Source organism: Rhodococcus sp. DT1 (genome assembly GCF_049844875.1).
Classification (GTDB): Bacteria; Actinomycetota; Actinomycetes; order Mycobacteriales; family Mycobacteriaceae; genus Rhodococcus.
Map to the genome: position 1 here is coordinate 418973 of NZ_JBNCLW010000002.1, position 22725 is coordinate 441697.

The window sequence follows — 22725 nt, forward strand, 5'->3', positions numbered from 1 at the left end:
TCGTGGTGCGCTATCTCGTATCCCGCGTTCTGCAGGCGGCCGGTGTGCTGTGGGCTGCGTTCACCGTGTCGTTCGGTGTCCTCTATCTGCTGCCGTCCGACCCGGTGAGTATGGCCGCGTCGGCTGACAACGGCACTCCCGTCGACGCCGCGGCGATCGCCGAACTGCAGGCCAGGTATGGACTCGACCAGCCTGTGTGGACGCAGTACCGGAATGCCCTGGGCAGCGCGATCCGGGGCGACTTCGGGACGTCCATCTCGACCGGGCAGTCGGTGACCGACGCGATCGGCGCCGCACTTCCGAGCACGGTGGTCCTCGCCTCCACGGCATTGACGGCGGCGGTGGTGGGGGGAACGGCGGTTGCACTGCTCGCGACGTACACCCGCATCGGCTGGCTGCGCAACGCGCTGCTGTCCGTGCCCCCACTTGGTGTCGCGGTCCCGACCTTCTGGGTGGGGCTGATCCTGCTCCAGGTCTTCTCGTTCCGTTTGAAGCTTGTGCCGGCATTCGGGGATCAGAGCATCGAACATCTGATTCTGCCTGCGATCACGCTGGCGCTGCCGGTCTCGGCGGTGATCGCACAGGTACTCGCCGCAAGCCTCACCTCGACGTGGCGCCAACCCTTCATCGAAGCGGCTCGGGCGAAAGGGGCTTCCCGCCTGCGTATCCAGATGCGGCACGCCCTGAGACTGTCGAGCATTCCGGCGTTCACGATCGCCGGCGTCCTCGTCGGGTCGCTGCTCGCGGGGTCGGTCGTGGTGGAGACGGTGTTCTCCCGCGCCGGTATCGGCCGGCTGACACAGATGTCGGTGATGGCTCAGGACATTCCGGTGGTGCAAGGCATCGTCGTGTTCTCCGCGGCCGTGTTCGTTCTCGTCAATCTCGCCGTGGACCTGCTGTACCCGCTGATCGACCCGCGGATCGTCGGCGCCCGCCGGCGACAGGGCGTCGCGCCGGAGGTCGAGCGCGCCCCCGCCGCGCACGACGCCGACCTGGAGGTGAAGGCTCTTGTCTGACACTCTGACTCGGGAAGGACTCCACGCGGGCACCTCGCCCTGGCGAGGAACAGCGGTGGGCCGTCCGTGGCAGTGGCGTGCAGTGCCGGCGCAGGTGCGGCGCCACGGGGTCGTCGTGGTCTCCGCGGGCGTGCTGCTGCTGGCGGTGGGGTTCGCGCTCTTCCCGTCCGTTTTCGCCTCCGGCGACCCGCTGGTGGGGATACCCGCCGAGAAACTACAGGGCCCGAGCCTCGCACACTGGTTCGGCACCGACAACATCGGCCGCGACGTCTACACACGGGTCGTGCACGGGTCGGCGCTGTCGCTCACCGCCACCCTCCTCGCCGTCGGAATCGCACTCGTCGCGGGCTCGGCGATCGGGCTGCTCTCCGGCGTGGTCGGCGGCGTGCTGGACGCGGTGCTCATGCGTATCGTCGATGTGCTGCTGTCGATTCCCGCTCTCCTGCTGTCGCTCGCACTCGTCACCGCACTGGGGTTCGGCACCGTGAACGTGGCGATCGCCGTGGGTGTGGGGCTCGTCGCCAATTTTGCTCGTGTGATGCGCTCGGAGGTGCTGCGAGTGCGGCGCGCACTGTATGTCGAAGCGGCCTTCGCCTCCGGCGCACGCCGCCACTCGGTGCTGCGACGTCACGTGCTCCGCAATTCATACGCGCCGGTCCTCGCCCTCGCCGCAGTCGAATTCGGCATGGCCGTGCTGGCGGTCTCGTCGCTCAGCTTCCTCGGCTTCGGCGCGGTGCCGCCCACACCCGAGTGGGGGTCGCTGATTTCGGAAGGCCGCAACTATCTGGCGACCGCATGGTGGATGACCACTCTGCCCGGACTCGTGATCGTCGCGGTGGTGCTCGCTGCTCACCGCATAGGCCACGCCGTCGAGAAACGAGGAACCCGATGAGCACGACCCGTCCTCTCCTGGAGGTCAGCGATCTGCGCGTGGTGTACGGCTCCGGGCGGGATACGGTCGCTGCCGTCGACGGAATCGACTTCTCCGTCTCTCGCGGCGAGGTCGTGGCCGTGGTGGGCGAGTCCGGATCGGGCAAATCGACCACAGCGCACGCGATTCTCGGACTGCTGTCGGGGAGCGGCCGGGTCACCGGTGGCTCGGTCGTGTTCGACGGGCAGCGCCTCGACGACCTCCCCGAACGAGCGTGGACACGACTTCGGGGCGCGCGCATCGGCCTGGTTCCCCAGGACCCTGCCACCTCGTTGAACCCGGTCGTCCGAGTCGGCGACCAGATCGCCGAAGTGCTGCGGATTCACGGCCGTGCGGATCGCCGCACCGCGAAGATCGACGCTCTGCGGATTCTGGACGAGGCCGGCCTCGACCACCCGGAACTGCGTGCCGAGCAGTACCCGCAGGATCTCTCGGGCGGGCAACGACAGCGGGTGCTCATCGGTATCGCCCTCGCATGCCGCCCCGAACTGGTCATCGCCGACGAGCCGACGAGCGCACTCGATGTCACGGTGCAGCGACGGATCCTCGACCACCTCGAGGAGCGGATCGCGGAAACCGGTTCCTCTGTTCTTCTGATCACCCACGATCTGGGTGTCGCCGCGGACCGTGCCGACCGCATCGTCGTGATGAAGGACGGACGGATCGTCGAGACCGGGTCGGCGCTCCAGGTGCTCGACAACCCGCAACACGCATATACGCGTTCGTTGATCGCTGCGGCACCGAACTCGGCGGATGCGCCTCGTCGCGTCGGCCGGGACCGCGGTGGTGATCCGATCCTGTCCGTCTCCGGCGTGTCGAAGACCTTCCGCATCGGCCGGACATCCTCGCTCGAGGCGGTGCGGGACGTGTCGTTCGATGTGCACCGCGGCCGGACGCTGTCGCTGGTGGGGGAATCAGGATCGGGGAAGTCGACGGTGGCGCGGATCGCGATCCGGCTCGAGACCGCAACGACCGGAACGGTCAAGCTGAACGGGCGCGACATCACCGCGCTGCGTGGCCGTGAACTGCGGGCGTTGCGGCGGCGGGTGCAGATCGTCCACCAGAACCCGTACGCCTCGCTCGACCCGAAACTGCGGATACGTGAGATCGTCGCCGAACCGCTCGACGCCTTCGGTATCGGAACCCGGGCAGAGCGTCGTGCCCGAGTCGCGGAGCTTCTCGACCAGGTGGCGCTGGCGCCGTCCCACCTCGAGCGCAAGCCTGCCGAGTTGTCGGGCGGCCAACGTCAGCGCGTCGCAATTGCGCGAGCCCTCGCGCTGCAGCCGGAACTCGTGGTGCTCGACGAACCGGTCTCCGCACTGGACGTCTCGGTTCAGGCCCAGATCCTCGATCTGCTCACCGAACTGCAGAACGAGCTCGGTGTGAGCTACCTGTTCATCTCCCACGACCTTGCCGTCGTCCGCCACATCAGCGACACCGTCGCGGTGATGCGTTCCGGCGATGTCGTCGAATACGGCACCACCACCGATATTTTCGACAACCCACGGCACGAGTACACCAAGACGTTGCTCGACGCCATCCCAGGGAAGGTTCGTCATGCCCGATAGTTCGGAATTGCTGCTCGCCGTCGAATTCGCGGGCACCGGTCTCCATCCCGCGTCGTGGCGACGCGATGATTCGCGCGCCGAGGATCTGTTCACCTCGCGGTACTGGAGCGACCTCGTCGGGAGTGCCGACAAGGCGGGTGTCGACTTCGCCTTCCTTCCCGACGACTTCGGAGTCACCTCCGCCGAGAACACCGTGCGGGGTCGCCTCGAAGCGGTCGGTGTTGCTGCACGGCTGTCCACCGCTACGTCCCGGATCGGACTGATCCCCACCGCGACTGTGACCCATACCGAACCGTTCCACGTGGCCAAGGCGATCCAGACGATCGACCACACCACACTCGGCCGCGCGGGATGGGAGGTCGCGGTGACCCGGGGTGGCACTCCGGCACGGCTGTTCGGGCGCAAAGAGGCCCAGCACGACGGCTCGCTGTGGGCGGAAGCCCACGAGGCCGCCGAGGTCGCTTCCCGACTGTGGGACAGCTGGGAGGACGACGCCGAGATACGGGATGTGGAGACGGGCCGGTTCATCGACCGCGACAAGCTGCACTACATCGATTTCGAGGGTGAATACTTCTCGGTCAAAGGTCCGTCGATCACGCCGCGGTCCCCCCAGGGCCAGCCGCTCGTCGCGGTCACGATCACCGACGAGCACTCCTTCGACTTCGCCGCTGCGCGAGCCGATCTCGTACGGATTCTCGCGGCGGACCTGCGAGCGGCGGCAGATCTCGCAGACCGCGTGCGCGCCGCCGCGGACGGCCGTCGCGTCCACATCCTTCTCGACGTGGATCTGCTGCTCGCCGCGAGCGAGGACGACGCTGCGGCAGACCTCGCTCAGCTCGAGCGCTGGACCGGTGCGGAATACCGGCCCGGCACCGTGTTCCATCGCGGAACGTCGGCCGGCTTCGTGGACCTGCTCGAGCTGGTGCACGGTGTGGACGGCGTCGTTCTCCGGCCTCTCGCACTGGTGTCCACCGTGCATCACCTCGTCGACGACGTGCTGCCCGTGCTGCGGCCGACCGTCGAACCCGCCGCGGGCACACTGCGCGACCGACTCGGCCTCGTCCGACCCGCCAACCGCTTCGCTCCCACTCACTGAAGGGCTGACACCAGTGTCCCGCAACACGATCCGCAAACAGGTACACCTCGGGGCGCACTTTCCGGGCGTCAACAACACGACCGTCTGGGCCGACCCTGCCTCGAAGAGCCAGATCGACTTCGCGTCGTTCCTGGATCTCGCTCGCACTGCCGAACGCGGAAAGTTCGACTTCTTCTTCCTCGCCGAAGGATTGCGATTGCGGGAACACCGCGGCCGCATCCACGACCTCGACGTCGTGGGCAGACCGGACACGCTCACCGTGCTCGAGGCGCTGGCCGGCGCCACCACCCACCTGGGTCTGGCCGGCACGATCAACACCACGTTCAACGAGCCGTACGAACTGGCCAAGCAGTTCGCCACTCTCGATCACCTCTCCGACGGTCGGGCCGCGTGGAATCTCGTGACATCCTCCGACGCGTTCACGGGTGAGAACTTCCGGCGGGGCGGATACCTCGATCACTCTCAGCGATACGTCCGGGCGCACGAGGTGGTCGACGCGGTCCGCACACTCTGGGACAGCTGGAGTGACCGGAGCCCGGTGATCGACCGCGCCGGTGGAGTATTCGCATCCGACGAGGCGATCACGCCCGCCGAGATCCATTCCACCCAGTTCGACATCACCGGACGCTTCGAGGTTCCGCGCAGCCCGCAGGGTCATCCCGTACTGCTGCAGGCCGGGGACTCCGACGAGGGCCGCGAATTCGGTGCCGCCCGGGCCGACGCCATCTTCAGCCGGCACGGCACCCTCGAGGAAGGGCGCGCGTTCTACACGGACGTCAAGAGCCGGCTCGCCAAGTACGGCAGGACCCACGACGACCTGAAGATTCTCCCCGCCGCGACATTCGTACTCGGAGACTCGCCCGAAGACGCGCAGGAACGCGCCCGGCACATCCGGCTGCAACAGGTCGGTCCGCAGACCGCCCTGGCGTTCCTCGAACAGATCTGGGGCAAGGACCTCTCGTCCTACGACCCCGACGGCCCGCTGCCCGATGTGGACCCGGAAGACAACGTCACCATCACCCGTGGCCGGGTGCGTCACGCCAAGGACCCGCTCGCAGTCGCGCGGGCCTGGAAGGCGAAGGCGGACGCCGAGAACCTGAGCATCCGTGAACTCGTCATCGAGACCACCGCACGCCAGCAGTTCGTCGGGACGCCGCAGCAGGTCGCCGACGAGATCGATCTCTATGTGCAGACCGACGCGAGCGACGGCTTCATCCTCGTCCCGCACCTGACACCCGGAGGACTGGACGACTTCGTCGACCAGGTCGTGCCACTCCTCCAAGAGCGCGGCAGTTTCCGTGCCGACTACGAAACCACTACCTTGCGCGGCCACCTCGGAGTGGCCGACCCGCACACCGTCACAGAAGGAGTCCGTGCATCGTGACCACGACACTCGACCGGTTCGTCGCCGACTGGCAACAGTGGCACACCGAGCGCAACGAAAGCCTCCGTCGGCCCCTCGGCTGGCTGAGCCTGACCGCCTTGCACTGGCTCGACAGCACCCCCACACGATTCGAGGAGGTGCCGGGACGCTGGCACGTCGCCGGCACGACCGTGGTCCGGGATCTCGACGGGGAGATCACACGGCTCGAACCCGCCGAAGGTGCTCCCGGCGCGGAAGTGGAGTTCGATCGAGGGTTCGTCGAGGTCATCCAGCGCACCGGACGATTCGGTATACGCATCCACGACCGCGAGGCTCCCGCCCTCTCGTCGTTCACGCACATCCCGGCGTACCCCCCGGATCCGGCGTGGCGACTGACAGGACGGTTCACCCCGTTCACCGACGAGCGCGTCGTCACCACCGGCGCGGTCGTCGACGGACTCGAACACCACCACCGTGCGGCCGGCGTCGTCCGTTTCCGCCACGACGGTGCCGAACACGAACTCGTCGCCTTCGGGGACGCCGAAGGGCCGCTGCAGATCCTGTTCACCGACGCGACCAGCGGTGTCACCACCTATCCGGCTGCGAGGACTCTCCGTGCAGAACGAACCGGGAACGGAAGCGTCGTACTGGATTTCACGCGAGCCGCGAACCTACCGTGCGCTTTCACCGACGCGGCCACGTGCCCGATCGCGCCTCCGGAGAACCGTCTGCCGTTCGCAGTCGACGCAGGTGAGCGAAACCCGCGTACCGGCGGGGCACCGGCATGAGCGCGCCGAACCCGGTGCCCCTGTCCATCCTCGACCTCTCTCCGGTCAGTGAAGGGTCGACCGCTGCGCAGGCGCTGCGCAACAGCATCGATCTGGCGCGTCACGCGGAGGCATGGGGCTACCGGCGGTACTGGGTCGCCGAGCATCACTTCGTGGCTGTCGCGTCGTCGTCGCCGGTCGTGCTGATCGGCGCCATAGCTGCTGCGACAGAGACGATCCGGGTCGGGGCTGCCGCCGTGCAACTCGGCCACAACACCGCCGTCGGGATCGTCGAGGCGTTCGGGACGCTCGACGCTCTGTATCCGGGACGGATCGATCTGGGACTGGGCAGGTCGGGACAGCGACGGGCCGAAGCTCTCGCCGCCGCTGCGTCCGCAGCACCCGAACCGTCCCGTCCGGTCGAAGTCCGGGACGGACTCGTCATCCCGCCGCCCTTCTCGCCTGCGGCACTGCTGTCCTCGTCGCGGCTGGCCGCGAGCTTCGGGGTATTGCAGCAACCGGGAGCGCAGGCTCCGGAATTCGACAGCCAGGTCGGCGACATCCTCGCGTTCCTCCAGGGCACGTTCACCGCACCGGACGGAACGGACCTGCACGCCACCCCCGGCGAGAACGCCGACCTTCAAGTGTGGCTCTTCGGTTCGAGTGCGGGGCCGTCGGCGGACCTGGCGGGCCGGCTCGGGCTGCCGTTCGGAGCCAACTACCACGTGAGTCCGGGCACCACGGTCGACGCGGTCGACGCATACCGGGCAGCGTTCCAGCCTTCGGCGGTTCTGTCGGAACCGTACGTCGTGGTGTCCGCCGATGCGGTCGTCGCCGAAGACGACGCGACCGCTCGGGAGCTGGCCTCGACCTACGGGCACTGGACCCACAGCATCCGGAGCGGGCACGGCGCCGTGCCGTATCCCGATCCCACCAGTGCGCCGCCCCTGACCGACGACCAACGCGCTGTCGTCGACGATCGGCTGATCACCCAGTTCGTCGGGTCGCCGGATGTGGTCGCCGATCGCCTCGACTCGTTGCGGCGGGTGACCGGCGCCGACGAACTGGTGGTGACGTCGGTGACGCACAAGCACGAGGACCGGTTGCGCTCGTACGAACTGCTGGCGCGCGAATGGGGGTTGCGGAAATTGCGCGCCGCTTGACCGGCATCCGGTTTCCACGGGGGAGTTTCGGGCGCCACACCGGTCTCGACCAGAGGGGCATACTCGGGGGAAGTTGCACTACGACGGTCGGAGGATTTCGGTGGCACAGGAACTGAAGCTGGGATACAAGGCGTCGGCGGAGCAGTTCGGGCCGCGTGAGCTGGTCGAACTCGGAGTGCTCGCCGAGGCGCACGGGATGGATTCTGCGACGGTGTCGGATCATTTCCAGCCGTGGCGGCACAACGGTGGGCATGCCCCGTTCTCGCTGGCGTGGATGACCGCGGTGGGCGAGCGCACCGAGCGGTTGCAGTTGGGGACGTCGGTGCTGACTCCGACGTTCCGGTACAACCCGGCGGTGATCGCGCAGGCGTTCGCGACGATGGGGTGTCTGTATCCGGGGCGGGTGTTCTTGGGCGTGGGGACCGGTGAAGCACTCAACGAGATCGCCACCGGCTATGCCGGTGAATGGCCGGAGTTCAAGGAACGCTTCGCGCGTCTTCGCGAGTCGGTGGCGTTGATGCGGCAGTTGTGGCTGGGAGATCGGGTCGATTTCGAGGGGGAGTTCTATTCGACGAAGGGGGCGTCGATCTACGACGTGCCCGAGGGTGGGGTTCCGGTGTATGTGGCGGCGGGTGGTCCGGTGGTGGCGCGCTATGCGGGCCGGGCGGGGGATGGGTTCATCTGCACGTCGGGTAAGGGCATGGAGTTGTATACGGAGAAGTTGTTGCCGGCGGTGGCGGAGGGTGCGGCGAAGGCCGAGCGTGATGTCGCGGGGATCGACAAGATGATCGAGATCAAGATTTCGTACGACACCGATCCGGAGTTGGCGTTGGAGAACACCCGGTTCTGGGCGCCGTTGTCGTTGACGCCGGAGCAGAAGCACAGCATCGATGATCCGATGGAGATGGAGGCGGCGGCGGATGCGTTGCCGATCGAGCAGGTCGCGAAGCGGTGGATTGTCGCGTCGGATCCGGATGAGGCGGTGGAGTTGGTGCGGGCGTATGTGGATGCGGGGTTGAATCATCTGGTGTTTCATGCGCCGGGTCATGATCAGAAGCGGTTTTTGGAGTTGTTCGAGCGGGATTTGGCGCCGCGGTTGCGCGCACTCGCCTGACCGGATTCCCACGCGAGTAGACGCGGGGTGTCCTCTCTCCGGGGACACCCCGCACTAGGGTGGCAACCATGAGTGTTGCTGAAGATTCCGTATCGAGCATCTACATCGCAGCCCCGGAAGGCGACACCGGGAAGTCGACGGTGGCCCTGGGCTTGCTGCAGACATTGTGTGCTTCCACCGCCCGTGTCGGTGTCTTCCGGCCCATCGCTCGATCCGACAGCGACACCGACCACATCCTGGAACTGCTGCTCGAGCGCACCACCGCGGATCTCAGCTACGACGACTGCGTCGGCGTGACCTACGACGAAGTGCACGCCGACCCCGAGGCGGCGCTCGGCGACATCGTGACCAAGTACCACGCCGTCGCCGACCGGTGCGACGCCGTGGTGGTCGTCGGCAGCGACTTCACCGAAATCGCCAACCCCAGCGAACTCGCCTACAACGCACGCATCGCCGCCAACCTCGACGCGCCCGTGCTGTTGGTGCTCCGCGGCGCGCGCCGCACCCCCGACGAGATCGCCCACCTCGCCGACCTGTGCGCGAGCGAACTCGCGTTCCACCACGCGCACCTGAGCGCCATCGTCGTGAACCGGTGTCCACCGGAGGCGCTCGAGGAGGTCGCTGCCGCACTCGGCGGCCGGAAGGAACCGGTATGGACCCTGCCGGAAGTGCCGATTCTCAACGCACCGACCGTCGCCGAACTGCAGACCGCGATCGGCGGCAAGCTCTACAGCGGCGACCCCGACCTGCTGCAGCGGGAAGCACTACGCATCATGGTCGGCGGCATGACCGCCGAACGCATTCTCGAACGCATCACCGAGGGTGTCGTCGTCATCGCACCGGCGGACCGCTCGGACGTCATCCTGACGCTCGTCAACGCCAATGCGGCAGATGGCTTTCCGACGCTGTCGGGCATCATCATGAACGGCGGACTGCTTCCGCACCCCGCCATCGCCCAGCTCCTGTCCGGTCTCGGCTCGAATCTGCCGATCCTCACCACCGACCTCGGAACCTTCGATACCGCTTCGGCAGCGGACCGCACCCGAGGACGCATGGCGCTCGGCGCGCAGCGCAAGATCGACACCGCGCTCGCTCTCGTCGAACAGCACGTCGACACTGCCGCGCTGCTGGAACGGTTGCGGCTGCCCCGGCTGTCGGTCACCACTCCGCAGATGTTCGAGTATCAGCTCATCGACCGTGCCCGCAGTGCACCACGGCACATCGTGCTTCCCGAAGGCGAGGACGACCGCATCCTGCGGGCTGCGGGGCGGGTACTGCAACGGCACATCGCGGATCTCACGATTCTCGGTGACGAGCCCGCGGTCCGGCAGCGCGCTGCCCAGCTCGGAGTGGACATTTCCGGTGCACAGATTATCGATCCGCGCACATCCGAACTCGGCGAACGCTTCGCCGAGGAGTACCACAAGCTTCGTCAGCACAAGGGCATGACTCTCGACCGCGCGACCGAAATCATGCGGGACGTCTCGTATTTCGGAACGATGATGGTGCATTTCGGACTGGCCGACGGAATGGTGTCCGGCGCCGCGCACACCACCGCGCACACCATCCGCCCGTCGTTCGAGATCATCAAGACCGAGCCCGGAGTGTCGACGGTGTCGAGCATCTTCCTGATGTGCCTGTCCGACCGGGTCCTCGCGTACGGCGACTGTGCGGTCGTACCCGCGCCCACCGCCGACCAGCTTGCGGACATCGCCATCTCGTCGTCGGCGACGGCGGCGAAATTCGGAATCGAACCACGTATCGCAATGCTGTCGTATTCGACCGGAGAATCGGGTTCGGGCGCGGATGTCGACAAGGTGCGCACCGCCACGGCCCTCGTCCGGGAGCGCCGCCCGGACCTCGCGGTGGAAGGGCCGATCCAGTACGACGCGGCGATCGAACCGACCGTCGCGAGCGCGAAGCTTCCCGATTCGGAGGTAGCCGGGCGAGCCACGGTGTTCATCTTCCCTGACCTCAATACCGGCAACAACACCTACAAGGCGGTGCAACGCAGTGCCGGAGCCGTCGCGATCGGGCCGGTGCTGCAGGGGCTGAACAAGCCGGTCAACGATCTGTCGCGCGGGGCGTTGGTCCAGGACATCGTCAACACCATCGCGATCACGGCAATTCAGGCGCAGGGAGAAGAATCGTGAGCACATCCACCTCGTTGACCGAGGGGACCGTCCTGGTACTCAATTCGGGTTCGTCGTCGATCAAGTTCCAGCTCATTCACCCCGAAAGCGGTGAAGCTGTAGCGCACGGACTCATCGAGCGCATCGGCGAGCCGGAGGGGCGGATCATCTTCCACCACACCACCGGAACCGAGGAGCGGGTGGGCGAGATCCGCGACCACCGGGCCGGCTTACGCACGGTGCTGGACATGCTCGAGACGCTGGGCAGGCCGCTGCAGGAAGCCGGTATCGCAGCCGTCGGGCATCGGGTTGTTCACGGCGGCACCGTGTTCCACGAACCTGCCCTCGTCGACGACGACGTGGTGAAGGCCGTGGCCGAGTTGTCCATCCTCGCGCCCCTGCACAATCCGGCGAACGCCATCGGGATGGAGGTCGCGCGCGAGGAACTGCCCGACATCCCGCACGTCGCGGTCTTCGACACCGCGTTCTTCCACGCGCTGCCCGCGGCAGCCGCAACGTACGCACTCGAGCGAAACATCGCTCGCGAGCACGACATCCGGAGATACGGATTCCACGGGACGTCGCACGAATACGTCTCACAGCGCGCGGCAGCGTTCACCGGTCGCGACCAGGCCGAACTGAACCAGATCGTGCTGCATCTCGGCAACGGCGCATCCGCGTCGGCCATCGAAGGTGGCCGTCCCATCGATACGTCGATGGGGTTGACTCCTCTCGAGGGCCTCGTCATGGGTACGCGAACGGGTGATATCGACGCCGGCGTCGTCATGCACCTCAATCGGGTCGCGGGAATGAAGGTCGACGCGATCGACGACCTGCTCAACCGGCGCTCCGGACTCCGGGGACTCTCCGGTGTGAACGATTTCCGCGCGCTGCTGAACCTCATCGACGAAGGCGACGAAGACGCGAAGATCGCGTACGACGTCTATGTGCACCGGTTGCGGAAGTACATCGGTGCGTACGTCTTCGAGTTGGGTGGCGCCGATCAGATCATCTTCACCGCCGGCGTGGGCGAGAACAATGTCGATGTCCGGCGTGACGCGCTCGCGGGCCTGGAACGGCTCGGCATCGTCGTCGACCTCGAACGCAACGCAGCCCCCGGCAAGGGGGAGCGGCGGATCTCCGCAGACGAGTCGGAGGTCGAGGTCTTGGTCATCCCCACGAACGAGGAACTCGCGATCGCCCGCGCCGCTGCGGAATTCGCGTAACGGAGGCCCAGCAGCGGCGTCGGATCAACAGCGGTGTCGGATCAACAACGCTGTCAGATCAGGCTGCGGGGACGGATGGCGTTCGCGAGATCGACCAGGACGTAGCGATGCGCGCGCTCGGGGCACTTGCGGGCGAGTTCGCGAAGGGCGGCTTCGGTGCCGCGGCGCAGACCGTTCTCCGTGAACCGGCTGTCGAGGATCCGGCCGTGGTCACGCCGGGGGGATCGTCCGGCCCGGATCCATTCGAGGGCGGTGCCGAGAACCAGGGCACGCATCTGCAGGGCGCGGCCCTCGTCGGCGGGCAACGACGACACACGCTTCGCGGCGTCGAAGAGGTCGGCATCGGTCAGCTCGTCGATGTTGCCGTGACGCAGCAAGATCAGCGCTGCGGTCATGTTCGCGACGTTGTGGTGTCGTGACGTGTGGGGAACCTGGTCGAGGACGTCGACCGCGTCGCCGGTCCTGCCGCTGCCCGCGAGTTGGCGGGCGAGGCCGAAGGCGGCACTGACCACGCTGTGGTCGGTGCGCCACACCGTGCGGTAGAAGTTCTCGCAGAAGGCACGCCAGGACGCGGGATCATCGCTCTCCCAGTGTTCGAGCGTCAATTCCGCGGTGGCGGCCAGCGCGAGTTTGGGTGCGAGTTCACCCGGCAATGCCTGCAGCACCCGATCGAAGCGGGCGAATGCGCCTTCGTAGTCTTCTTGTAGCAGGGCAGCGTTACCGGCGTACCAGTCGATACGCCAATCGGCGCCGGTCTCTCGTTCGAGCCGGGTGAGGATCTCGATGGCTTGTTCGCCGCGCCCCAGATCCAGATTGGCCCGCACTTCGGCGAGAGTGATCTCGCGGGAGAACGCGGCGTCGGTGGTTCCGGACACGCGCTCGAGTCCGTTGTCTCGGGCGTGCCGCAACGAGTCGAGGGTCTGCTGGGGTTCGCTGTGCACGGCTGCGGTGAGAAGGGCGGCACTCGGATCCGCGGGGTCGAGCAGCGGCACGGGCAGCGCCGCCGTAACGGCGCGAGGGGAGAGCACCACCGTACGATCGACTCCGTCGGCAAGCGCGTCGGTGCGAGCCACATCCTCATCGGTGCCGAAGGTCGTGCGTTGCGGGCTGAACATCGTGGAGAACCCGGGATGTTCGGTGCGGGTCTGCTGCGACAGGATTTCACGGAGCACTCCGGTGAGCTGGCCGGCAACCTCGTCGGCCGACGAGAACCGCAGGGCTGGATCCGCGTTCGTCGCGCGCAGGAGCAGGCGGTGGAACGAGTCGAATTCGGCGAGCAACGGAGCCTTTGCCGGTGTGGGCAGTCCGTCGAGGTACCGGCCCTTCTCCGAGGGCATTTCCAAGGTGAGTACCGCGAGCGTGCGGCCCACGGTGTAGATGTCGCTGGCGACGGTGGGACCCGTCCGCACGATTTCGGGAGCTTGATATCCGGGGGTGCCGTACAGGTACCCGTAGTCCTCGATGCCTGCCACGGCGCCGAGGTCGATCAGTTCGAGTTGCTCGTCGGTCACCATGATGTTCTCGGGTTTGAGGTCGTTGTAGACGAGACCGATCTCGTGCAGATACTGCAGCGCCGGAAGAACTTCCAGCATGTAGGCGATGGCCTGCTCCACCGGCATCCGTTGTGGCTTCGAGTACGTGTCGAGGACTTCCCTCAGCGTGTGCCCGCCGACGTACTCCATGACGATGTAACCCATCGGCGTGCCGTCGGGGAGTGGGTGCTCGACGAAGTTGTAGATGCGCACGATGCTCGGGTGGCTGACTTCCGCGAGGAATTGCTGCTCGGCGACCGCGACGGCTTGCGTCTCCGCATCACCCGAGTGCAGCAGACCCTTGAGGACAACCCACCGATCGCTGACATTGCGGTCCACAGCGAGGTAGATCCAGCCGAGCCCGCCGTGCGCGAGGCACCCTTGGATCTCGTACTGGCCCGCCACGAGGTCTCCGCGCTGCAGGACAGGGGTGAAGGAGTAGGGCGACCCGCACCGCGGGCAGGTGCCCGCTGTCGGTCCCGGGCCGGACGGTGTGCTGCGCCCGACCGGTTCGCCGCACTTCCAGCAGAACCGTTTCCCCTCCGCGACATGCGGCGTGCGCAGCACGGCGTGCATCGGGTCCTGTGGCGCAGCGACCGGGACGTCGACCAGTCCTGCGATGCGGCGACGGCCCGTTCCGCGCGGCCGGGTACGCCGGCTCGAGGAACGCTGAGAGGGAATCGAACGCTCGGACGGACCCGTGGCCGGGAGCGGGGCCCGCTGCGTTCCCTGCCCCGGCGCGGTCTCGCTCTGCGCGCTCGCGGAAGCGGAATCTGCGTCGTCGGGCGTGCGGTTGGCGGACATCACTTCCTCAATCCACATACGTGGGTGCCGGTGGCTCCGGCGCGGGCCCCAGTACCGAAAGGTACCTGTCGTAGAGTGCGGTCCAGGTGCCGTCCGAGCGGATACGTTCCAGTGTGCGGTTGACGAACCGAACCAGGTCGTCGTTGCCCCGGGTGATCCCGATTCCGTACGGTTCCGTGCGCAGCGAGTCCCCGACGACTTCGACGTACGGGTCCTGGGCGGCGAAGCCCGCCAGGATCGTGTCGTCGGTGCTCACGGCGTCGACCTGCCGTTGCTGGAGCACCACCAGGCAGTCCGCCCAGGACGGGACCGTCAGAATCGACGCGGACGGCTGTACCTCGCGCATCCGCTCGAGCGAAGTGGTGCCGTCGACGATGCACACGCGTCGCCCCACGAGGTCGGAGACGTTGCGGATCCCGGAATTTCTGACCACGAGCACACGTTGCTCGGCGCGCAGATAGGTTGTGGAAAAGTCCACGAGTTCGCGACGCGCGCACGTGATGCTCATCGTCTTCGCCACGATGTCCACCGTCGAAGTCTGCAGCGCCTCCTCGCGCTCGGCGGAACTGAGAATCCGGAAATCGACCGATTCGGGACTGCCGAGGAGATCACGGGCGATTTCACGAGCGATGTCGACATCGAAGCCGGTGATGTCACCGGTGGTGGGGTCGCGATAACTCAGCAGATTGCTCCCGGCGTCGAGTCCGACGATCAGGCGGCCCCGGGCGCGGATCGCGTCGAGGGTCGGTCCGGAGTCGGCGCCGTTCGGGCGCAGGCTCGCGGTGGGGTCACCGCATTCCGGTGAGGCGGATGTCGGCCCGGACGGTTCGGCGATCCTGGCGCCTTCCGGAAGCGGGAAGGTTCTCTCGGCGGTCTCGACGACGGATGGACCAGGGGAAGGCTGTGTGCCGCAAGAGGATACGAGAGCAGCAGTGGCACACAGTGCAGCGGCGAAGGCGGAGGTGCGGCGCGATCTCATTGGTACTCCCTGATCCGTCGCCACAGTCCGATGCCGCTTCCCGTGAGCGCGATGACGACGAGGATCACGGCGGCCGGAACGAGCCCCGACAATGTGCGGGAGGCACGGGACTCGTTGTCGCGTAGTTCGGTACGTGATTCTGCGATGGCGGTCGAGAGGGCACCGTCGAGTGTTGTGAACTGTGCGGTGGATTCGTCCGGGCCGGGTCCGATCACCAGGACGACGGCGGCCTCGTAGTCGCCGCGTTCGAGAGCGTCCGTCGTGCGCGCATGAGAATTGATCCACGCGTCGCGGGCTGCCTGCGCACGCTGTACCGCTTCGGCCCCGGCTTCGGTCGGGTCGGCGCCGCCGTACCGTTCGAGAAGTTCCCCGAGCCGGGTGATCCGCTCGCCGTACGTTCCGTCGTACGCGCCGGTGGAGTGGCGTTGCGCCAGCAGCAGCGTTTCGGCGGTGCGTGACTGCTGGGCGAGGATTCTGCTCTCCGTGAGGACCGCCAATGGTTCGGCGCCCTGTTCGAGGGCGCGTTCGGTGGCGTCGGAGGACACCAGTCCCGCGACGAGAAGCCAGGCGAGCAGCGACCCGGCCGCGGCGATGGCCACCAGCAGACCGAGATTGAACGTGCGGCGGGTTTTGCGGCTGACCAGCATGTGAACCGCGACGAGCGCGGCGACGGTGACGAGCAGCAGTCCGATCGCCGGCCAGGGTGGCCGCACCGCGGCACGCTGCGTGGCCTCGACCGCGGAGATCCCTTCCGACTGCAGTTCCTGCGCCGCGGGAAGCAACACGGACTGCATCATGTACGACGCTTCCCCGAGGTAGGCGGAGGCGACGGGATTGCCGACGCGCGAATTGGCGCGCGCGGTCTCGATCAGCCCGGTGTAGACGGGCAGCATGCGTCCGATCTCGGTGAGGTTGCGGGTGCTGTGGGCCTGGTCCGCGGTGAGACCGGCCGCGGCGATCACGAGATGGTCGGAGGCCTCGGCGAGGGCGTCGAGATAACGCTCCCGAACCTCGGCGGGCTCGATGCCCCCGGAGATGAACCCTGTCACCGCGGCGGCGTCCGCGACGGACAGCGCGCTGTACAGGTTTTGGGAAGCGTTCGCGAGCGGTTCGGTCGTCGCGAGGAGCCGGCCGTGCGTGTCCTGCCGTGCGCCCACGAGTTGCACCGTCACCACGCACGACGCGACGAGCAGGACGGCGAGCACACCCGCGAGGACCGCGAAGAGCACGGGAGTGGACTGCAACGTGCTGCCGCGTCGGCGGGCAGCGCGTACAACCGGGTTCTTGGGATCCTCGGTACGCTGGTTGTGGTTCTCGACCGGTAGAACAGTAGGGGTCAGGCGAATATCCACCGCATAACCCCCCTTCTCAGGTTGCCGGTTTTGTGGAGCATATAAGCAGCACGCGAAAGAATGTGCCGACCACGGACACGGGATCTCCTCGCCCGAGCACTTCCGTGACGGCTGGGACCAGGGAGCGGACAGGATGCGCGGTGACGGGGACGGCTGGGCCGTCGGGCCGGACGGTGACAAGCGGTGGGGACGGCACGGTGCCGCCGGATTGCTCCTGCGCGCGCCGCTTCCGGACGGGACTCCCGCTGTTCTCCTGCAGCACCGGGCGGCGTGGAGTCATCAGGGCGGAACGTGGGCACTGCCCGGCGGCGCTCGCGACTCGCACGAAAGCACCGTCGACGCGGCGGTCCGCGAAGCGCACGAGGAGGCCGGGATCGAGGTGACGGCACTCGCCGTGCGTGCCGTGCGGGTCACCTCCGGGTCGGTGGGCGGGTGGACCTACACCACGGTCGTCGCCGACGCTGCTGCTCCGCTCGACACCACGCTCAACGGTGAGAGCACCGAACTCCGCTGGGTGCCCGAAGAGCAGGTCGGCGAGATGCCGTTGCACGCGGGTTTCGCGGAGGCGTGGCCGGCCCTGCGCACCCGCCCGGTACGGATGCTGCTCGACACCGCGAATGTCCTCGGCTCGACCGGGCCGACGGGCTGGTGGCGGGATCGTCCGGGCGCGACGAGTGCTCTGCTCGCGAATCTCGCCGCCGTCCTTCCCCGGACCGTCGAGCTTCCGGACGGCCTGTTCGGGTGGGTGCCGCAGGTCGAGGCGGTCCTCGAAGGAGCTGCCCGCGGTGCGGCGACGGACGACGCCCGCATTCCCGTGCACACCGCGGAGGGGAGCGGAGACGACGAACTGGCCCGCCTCGCGGCAAGTACTGCGACCGCGGTCGACCCGGGGGTCACGGTCGTGGTCACCGCCGACCGCGGACTTCGTGACCGGCTTCCCGGCAACGCGGTGACACTGCCCCCGTCCGCTGTCCTGGCGTGGCTCTAGAGCGCACCGTTCACGGTGTGGGCAGCGCGGCTTTCAGCGCTGCGGCGGCGGCGCGCGGATCGGCGGCTTCGGTGATGGCCCGCACGACGGCGATCCGGGTGGCGCCCGCGTCGAGGACCTGAGGCAGCCGCTCGAGATCGATCCCGCCGATCGCGAACCACGGCCTGCGCGGATGCGACTTGTGGACCTCTCGCAGCACGCTCAGGCCCGCTGCCGGACGACCCGGTTTGGTCGGGGTGTCCCACACCGGACCCGACGCGAAATAGTCGACTCCCTCTTCGATGTCGGCGAGCGACGCCTGCCCGCGGGTGCCGGTCGACCGGCCGATCACGATGTCGTCGCCGAGGATGCTTCGCGCATGCTCGACCGGCAGGTCGCCCTGGCCGAGGTGGAGGATGTCGGCACCCGCGGCAAGGGCGATGTCGGCTCGGTCGTTGACCGCCAGCAACGCACCGTGGCGCGCGCATGCGTCGGCCAGGATGGACAGGGCTGCGAGTTCGTCACGCGCCTCGAGCCGGCCGTACTTCTTCTCACCCGCCGAACCCTTGTCGCGCAGCTGAACGATGTCGACACCGCCGGTCAGCGCCTCGTCGATGAAACGGGCGAGGTCGCCGGTGTCGCGGCGCGCGTCGGTGCACAGGTACAGCCGGGCGGTCGCGAGACGCCCACGGGGGTCGGGATGGTTGCCGCGGTAGGTGGTCACGGTCAAGACGGTAACCTCTCGGGTAGACGAGATACGACACGGGAGTCCCGAGGTACACGGGGCTGAGAGGGGGCCTGCCGGCCCCGACCGTTATGACCTGAACCGGATCATGCCGGCGCAGGGAGTGAGGTGGACCGATGACAACAGTGGCAGTCGTGGGTGGCGGAGTGATCGGTCTGTCGATCGCGTGGCGCGCGGCCCGCTCGGGGTATGTCGTCACCGTCCACGATCCGGACCCCGGTTCGGGTGCGTCCTGGGTGGCGGGCGGAATGCTCGCCCCGTTGTCCGAAGGGTGGCCCGGCGAAGGCCACGTCCTCGAACTCGGTGCCGCGTCGCTGCAGCGCTGGCCCGAGTTCGCGGCACTCCTCCGGTCCGGGACCGGCATCGACCTGGTGACCTCCACCGCGTCGATGACGGTGGCTCTCGACGCCGCAGACGCCGCGGACCTGCGCACGGTCGCCGAGTGGGTTCAGGCGCAGGGCCACGAGATGAGGGTGCTCTCCCGCGCGGAGGTGCGAGACCTCGAACCGTCCCTCGGGCCTCGCATCCGTCTCGGTTTGCTCGCGTCGGCGGAATTGTCCGTGGACAACCGGGCGCTCGTCGTCGCCCTGCGTCGTGCCGCTGCCGATGCCGGTGTCCGATTCTCCGAGGCACCGGTCGCCGACCTCGCCGACCTCGACGCCGATCGCGTGGTGCTCGCCGCCGGTTCCGCCTCCTCCCGGTTGTGGCCGGCCCTGCCGGTACGGCCCGTCAAGGGCGAGATCCTGCGGCTGCGGATGCGTCCCGGAGCGACTCCGCTTCCGGAGCGCACCATCCGGGGCAACGTCCACGGCAGACCCGCCTACCTGGTACCCCGCCGTGACGGTCTCGTGGTCGGTGCCACCCAGTACGAGGCGGCGGATACGCAGGTGACCGTCGCGGGGGTGCGCGACCTGATCGCCGATGCGGAGGCACTGCTGCCGGCGATCGGCGAGTACGAACTCCACGAGGCGAGCGCGGGACTGCGCCCCATGACACCGGACAACCTTCCGCTCATCGGGCGGTTGTCGGAACGCGTGATCGCCGCGACGGGACACGGCCGCAACGGCGTGCTGCTCACACCCCTGACCGTCGACGCGGTGCTCGCAGAATTGTCCGAAGATCCCTTGTCCGAGGTGAAGCATGCTTCCCCTCAACGATTTACGGAAGTGGTAGCGCAATGACCAACGGAACCGGGTCGAACCGAACTCAGGTGGGCGTCACCGTCAACGGTGAGGACAAAGACTTCGCGGTGGCACCGACGATGTCGGAACTGCTGGCAGGCATGGGGCTGCCCGAGAAGGGCCTCGCCGTCGCAGTCGACGGCGTGGTGTTCCCCCGCAGCCGCTGGAGCGAGCGGGTCGCCGCGGGCGCACAGATCGAGATTCTCACGGCGGTCCAGGGTGGCTGAATTCCTCGACGGCCCTTCCGGCGACCCGGCCGCGGACCTGCCGCCGTTGACCATCGCCGGTCGCACCTTCGGGTCCCGGCTGATCACCGGAACGGGCGGAGCGGCGAGTCTCGCTGCGCTGGAAGACGCGCTGGTCGCGTCCGGAACCGAACTGACGACCGTCGCGATGCGCCGCGTCGATCCGACATCGGGCACCGGTGTCCTCGATCTGGTGCGCCGGCTGGGGATCGCGCTGCTGCCGAACACCGCCGGTTGCCGTGGCGCGAAGGAAGCCGTGCTCACCGCGCAACTCGGACGTGAGGCGCTCGAGACCGACTGGGTCAAACTCGAAGTCATCGCCGACGAGCGGACACTGCTCCCCGACGCGATCGAACTGGTCGCGGCTGCCGAGCAATTGGTCGACGACGGGTTCGTGGTCCTGCCGTACACGACGGACGATCCCGTGCTCGCGCGCCGGCTCGAGGACATCGGCTGTGCCGCGGTCATGCCGCTCGGCTCGCCCATCGGGACGGGCCTGGGCATTGCGAACCCGCATCACATCGAGATGATCGTCGAGGCGGCCGGGGTGCCGGTGATCCTGGACGCCGGAATCGGCACCGCGTCGGACGCCGCGCTCGCAATGGAACTCGGTTGCGACGCAGTGCTGCTCGCGACCGCGGTCACGCGCGCGAAAGAACCCGCGTTGATGGCCTCGGCGATGCGGCACGCGGTCGAAGCGGGATTCCGCGCACGCCATGCCGGACGGATTCCGAAACGGTTCTGGGCGCAGGCGTCGTCGCCTCTCGAACCCTGATGACGGGGCGGTAGCTGCGCGCGCGGTCCCGATCGTGCAGAGTATGGCCCATGATCGAAGTGACCGGACTGACCAAGACCTTCGGGTCCACGACCGCGGTCGACGATGTGACGTTCACGGTCCGCCCCGGCATCGTCACCGGGTTTCTCGGCCCCAACGGCGCCGGGAAGTCGACGACGATGCGCATGATCCTGGGCCTGGACCGCCCGACCTCGGGCAGCGCGCTCATCGGAGGCAAGCCGTATCGCAGCCTGACACGGCCGCTCCAGACGGTGGGAGCGCTCCTCGACGCGAAGTGGGTGCACCCCAACAGGACGGCGCGTGCGCACCTTCGGTGGCTCGCGGCGTCCAACGGCCTGCCGGCCTCCCGCGTGGACGAGGTGCTGCGCCAGGTCGGTCTCACCGAAGTCGCCGGGAAGCGCGCCGGTGGGTTCTCTCTCGGCATGTCGCAGCGGCTCGGTCTCGCCGGGGCGCTGCTCGGCGACCCGCAGGTGCTGCTCTTCGACGAGCCCGTCAACGGGCTCGACCCGGAGGGCATCATGTGGATCCGGCGCTTCATGCACGCCCTTGCGGCAGAGGGTCGCACCGTGCTGGTGTCGAGCCACCTGCTGTCGGAGATGGCACAGACCGCCGACCATCTGATCGTCATCGGGCGGGGACGCCTGATCGCCGACACGTCGGTGAAGGACTTCGTGGACCGGGCCTCCGAATCGGTCGTCGTGGTGCGCAGTCCTTCTGCCGGCGAGCTGCGCAGCGCCCTCACCGAGCGGGGGTACACCGTCCGCGAAGAGGACGGGGCGCTGCTGGTGCCGAACGTGGGCATTGCCGAGGTCGGTGAACTCGCCGCGTCGCGATCACTCGTGCTGCACGAACTGTCCAGCCGTAACGCGTCGCTCGAAGACGCATTCATGAAACTCACCGGGGGCCACGTGGAATTCCACGGCACCGGAACCGACGACGTCATGAAAGGCGGACTGTGATGGCGGGGACCGTGCTCGACACGCTGCGGGCCGAACGGATCAAACTCACCTCGGTGCAGTCGCCGTTGTGGTGCACGGTGGTGATCGTCGCGCTCGGGCTGGGCCTGGCCGCGGTTCTCGGTTCGGTCGCGCGCAGTTCGCTCACCGCGGACGACGAAGTGATGCAGTTCTATCCCACCGTCGATGTCGCCGTCAGCGGTGTCACGGGATTCGGCGTGTTGGTGCTGATGATCCTGGCAGCACTGTCGGTCACCAGCGAATACCGGTTCGGCGTCATCCGCACGACCTTCCAGGCCACGCCCAACCGGACGCTCCTCCTGACGGTCAAGGCCGCGCTCATCGGTGTGCTCGGCGCGATTCTCACCGGCGTGCTCGGTCTCGCGTCGTTCCTTCTCGCGAAGATGCTGGCGGGACCGGATGCCGGACGAGATCTCGTACTCAGCGGCGAGCCGGCGTGGCGGGCGATCTACGGAATTCCGCTCTACGCGTTCCTCTGTGTGGTGCTCGCGATCGGTGTCGGTACGCTGCTGCGCCAGTCCGCCGGGACGATCGCGCTGCTGCTGCTGTGGCCACTGCTCATCGAGTCGCTGTTCGGATTGTTCGGATCGGTCGGACGTGAAATCCAACCGTTCCTGCCCTTCGCCAACGCCAACAACTTCCTCAGCATGGAGCAGGGCATCGAATTCCACTGGGGTGCATGGGGTTCCCTCGTGTATTTCGCGGTTTTCACGGCTGTGGTGTTCGCTGTGTCACTGGTCGTGGTGAACAAGCGGGACGCCTGAGCACCAC

At 67.6% G+C, this 22725-nt stretch carries 20 protein-coding genes and 1 riboswitch; of the genes, 16 read left to right on the forward strand and 4 right to left on the reverse strand.

All coding sequences use genetic code 11. The features are described 5' to 3' along the window. The first annotated feature begins 2 nt into the window (after positions 1–2). The 10 genes from ACLQ3J_RS06180 to ACLQ3J_RS06225 all read left to right on the forward strand — a co-directional run bounded on the left by ACLQ3J_RS06180 (position 3) and on the right by ACLQ3J_RS06225 (position 12376). Entirely contained in the window at positions 3–1016 is a 1014-nt protein-coding gene (locus tag ACLQ3J_RS06180) for an ABC transporter permease (RefSeq protein ID WP_425902567.1), read from the forward strand. A 94-nt stretch (positions 1017–1110) separates the two neighbouring features. Continuing rightward, the gene (locus ACLQ3J_RS06185) at positions 1111–1908 is read left to right on the forward strand and encodes an ABC transporter permease (protein WP_425902753.1); all 798 of its coding nucleotides are present in this window, start codon (positions 1111–1113) and stop codon (positions 1906–1908) included. Further along, entirely contained in the window at positions 1905–3515 is a 1611-nt protein-coding gene (locus ACLQ3J_RS06190) for a dipeptide ABC transporter ATP-binding protein (protein ID WP_425902569.1), read from the forward strand. Before ACLQ3J_RS06185 ends, ACLQ3J_RS06190 begins: the two co-directional genes overlap by 4 nt. Then, entirely contained in the window at positions 3505–4611 is a 1107-nt protein-coding gene (locus tag ACLQ3J_RS06195; protein ID WP_169651347.1) for an LLM class flavin-dependent oxidoreductase, read from the forward strand. Before ACLQ3J_RS06190 ends, ACLQ3J_RS06195 begins: the two co-directional genes overlap by 11 nt. Before the next feature lie 13 nt (positions 4612–4624). Then, positions 4625–5995 carry an NtaA/DmoA family FMN-dependent monooxygenase gene (locus ACLQ3J_RS06200; protein WP_425902571.1) on the forward strand — a complete coding sequence of 457 codons (1371 nt, stop codon included), beginning with the start codon at positions 4625–4627 and terminating at the stop codon, positions 5993–5995. Continuing rightward, a complete protein-coding gene (locus tag ACLQ3J_RS06205; protein ID WP_425902572.1) occupies positions 5992–6762 on the forward strand; it encodes a DUF1684 domain-containing protein in 771 nt (256 codons plus the stop codon). The genes ACLQ3J_RS06200 and ACLQ3J_RS06205 overlap by 4 nt, the downstream gene beginning before the upstream one ends. Next, a complete protein-coding gene (locus ACLQ3J_RS06210) occupies positions 6759–7904 on the forward strand; it encodes an LLM class flavin-dependent oxidoreductase (protein WP_425902573.1) in 1146 nt (381 codons plus the stop codon). Before ACLQ3J_RS06205 ends, ACLQ3J_RS06210 begins: the two co-directional genes overlap by 4 nt. A gap of 100 nt (positions 7905–8004) precedes the next feature. After that, a complete protein-coding gene (gene fgd, locus ACLQ3J_RS06215) occupies positions 8005–9018 on the forward strand; it encodes a glucose-6-phosphate dehydrogenase (coenzyme-F420) (protein WP_425902574.1) in 1014 nt (337 codons plus the stop codon). 68 nt (positions 9019–9086) lie between these two features. Further along, complete coding sequence (gene pta / locus ACLQ3J_RS06220; RefSeq protein WP_425902576.1) at positions 9087–11171, forward strand: phosphate acetyltransferase; 2085 nt, start codon at positions 9087–9089, stop codon at positions 11169–11171. Positions 11172–11185: 14 nt separating this feature from the next. After that, the gene (locus tag ACLQ3J_RS06225; protein WP_169651578.1) at positions 11186–12376 is read left to right on the forward strand and encodes an acetate kinase; all 1191 of its coding nucleotides are present in this window, start codon (positions 11186–11188) and stop codon (positions 12374–12376) included. A 53-nt stretch (positions 12377–12429) separates the two neighbouring features. Here ACLQ3J_RS06225 and ACLQ3J_RS06230 read toward each other — a convergent pair whose 3' ends face one another. Genes ACLQ3J_RS06230 through ACLQ3J_RS06240 form a run of 3 tightly spaced genes read right to left on the reverse strand, consistent with a single transcriptional unit; the run spans position 12430 to position 17043 of the window. Beyond that, entirely contained in the window at positions 12430–14712 is a 2283-nt protein-coding gene (locus ACLQ3J_RS06230) for a tetratricopeptide repeat protein (protein ID WP_425902577.1), read from the reverse strand. Positions 14713–14719: 7 nt separating this feature from the next. Then, positions 14720–15691, reverse strand: a complete 972-nt coding sequence (locus tag ACLQ3J_RS06235; RefSeq protein ID WP_169619178.1) for a glutamate ABC transporter substrate-binding protein — start codon at positions 15689–15691, stop codon at positions 14720–14722. Next, positions 15688–17043 carry a hypothetical protein gene (locus ACLQ3J_RS06240; protein WP_169651328.1) on the reverse strand — a complete coding sequence of 452 codons (1356 nt, stop codon included), beginning with the start codon at positions 17041–17043 and terminating at the stop codon, positions 15688–15690. The genes ACLQ3J_RS06235 and ACLQ3J_RS06240 overlap by 4 nt, the downstream gene beginning before the upstream one ends. 133 nt (positions 17044–17176) lie before the next feature. On the opposite strand from ACLQ3J_RS06240, the gene ACLQ3J_RS06245 reads away from it, so the two are divergent. Further along, complete coding sequence (locus ACLQ3J_RS06245) at positions 17177–18031, forward strand: NUDIX hydrolase (protein WP_169619181.1); 855 nt, start codon at positions 17177–17179, stop codon at positions 18029–18031. 10 nt (positions 18032–18041) lie between these two features. Here the strand turns inward: ACLQ3J_RS06245 and thiE are convergent, their stop codons facing one another. Then, the gene (thiE, locus tag ACLQ3J_RS06250; RefSeq protein ID WP_169619183.1) at positions 18042–18734 is read right to left on the reverse strand and encodes a thiamine phosphate synthase; all 693 of its coding nucleotides are present in this window, start codon (positions 18732–18734) and stop codon (positions 18042–18044) included. A 28-nt stretch (positions 18735–18762) separates the two neighbouring features. Continuing rightward, a riboswitch (TPP riboswitch) is annotated at positions 18763–18875 on the forward strand. Between thiE and thiO the strand changes: the two genes are divergently transcribed. The 5 genes from thiO to ACLQ3J_RS06275 all read left to right on the forward strand — a co-directional run bounded on the left by thiO (position 18872) and on the right by ACLQ3J_RS06275 (position 22718). Next, positions 18872–19936: a glycine oxidase ThiO gene (thiO, locus tag ACLQ3J_RS06255; protein ID WP_425902581.1), complete on the forward strand. Its 1065-nt coding sequence runs from the start codon at positions 18872–18874 to the stop codon at positions 19934–19936. Its footprint overlaps the riboswitch before it by 4 nt. Then, on the forward strand, positions 19933–20163 hold the full coding sequence (thiS, locus tag ACLQ3J_RS06260; RefSeq protein ID WP_169619187.1) for a sulfur carrier protein ThiS: 231 nt from the start codon (positions 19933–19935) through the stop codon (positions 20161–20163). The genes thiO and thiS overlap by 4 nt, the downstream gene beginning before the upstream one ends. Beyond that, positions 20156–20956, forward strand: coding sequence for a thiazole synthase (locus ACLQ3J_RS06265; RefSeq protein WP_296550902.1), 801 nt, complete (start codon positions 20156–20158; stop codon positions 20954–20956). Before thiS ends, ACLQ3J_RS06265 begins: the two co-directional genes overlap by 8 nt. 50 nt (positions 20957–21006) lie before the next feature. Then, positions 21007–21936 carry an ABC transporter ATP-binding protein gene (locus tag ACLQ3J_RS06270; RefSeq protein ID WP_169619189.1) on the forward strand — a complete coding sequence of 310 codons (930 nt, stop codon included), beginning with the start codon at positions 21007–21009 and terminating at the stop codon, positions 21934–21936. Then, positions 21936–22718 (forward strand): ABC transporter permease, encoded by a 783-nt coding sequence (locus tag ACLQ3J_RS06275; protein ID WP_169619191.1) that lies wholly within the window; start codon positions 21936–21938, stop codon positions 22716–22718. The genes ACLQ3J_RS06270 and ACLQ3J_RS06275 overlap by 1 nt, the downstream gene beginning before the upstream one ends. The last annotated feature ends 7 nt before the right edge of the window (positions 22719–22725 follow it).

Bases quoted from the DNA above. Each gene is read 5' to 3' on its own strand.
- ACLQ3J_RS06190 (WP_425902569.1), top strand. From the start codon at position 1,905: ATGAGCACGACCCGTCCTCTCCTGGAGGTCAGCGATCTGCGCGTGGTG.
- ACLQ3J_RS06235 (WP_169619178.1), bottom strand. From the start codon at position 15,691: ATGAGATCGCGCCGCACCTCCGCCTTCGCCGCTGCACTGTGTGCCACT.
- ACLQ3J_RS06195 (WP_169651347.1), top strand. From the start codon at position 3,505: ATGCCCGATAGTTCGGAATTGCTGCTCGCCGTCGAATTCGCGGGCACC.
- thiO (WP_425902581.1), top strand. From the start codon at position 18,872: ATGACAACAGTGGCAGTCGTGGGTGGCGGAGTGATCGGTCTGTCGATC.
- ACLQ3J_RS06270 (WP_169619189.1), top strand. From the start codon at position 21,007: ATGATCGAAGTGACCGGACTGACCAAGACCTTCGGGTCCACGACCGCG.
- ACLQ3J_RS06245 (WP_169619181.1), top strand. From the start codon at position 17,177: ATGCGCGGTGACGGGGACGGCTGGGCCGTCGGGCCGGACGGTGACAAG.
- ACLQ3J_RS06230 (WP_425902577.1), bottom strand. From the start codon at position 14,712: ATGTCCGCCAACCGCACGCCCGACGACGCAGATTCCGCTTCCGCGAGC.
- thiS (WP_169619187.1), top strand. From the start codon at position 19,933: ATGACCAACGGAACCGGGTCGAACCGAACTCAGGTGGGCGTCACCGTC.
- ACLQ3J_RS06210 (WP_425902573.1), top strand. From the start codon at position 6,759: ATGAGCGCGCCGAACCCGGTGCCCCTGTCCATCCTCGACCTCTCTCCG.
- pta (WP_425902576.1), top strand. From the start codon at position 9,087: ATGAGTGTTGCTGAAGATTCCGTATCGAGCATCTACATCGCAGCCCCG.
- ACLQ3J_RS06275 (WP_169619191.1), top strand. From the start codon at position 21,936: ATGGCGGGGACCGTGCTCGACACGCTGCGGGCCGAACGGATCAAACTC.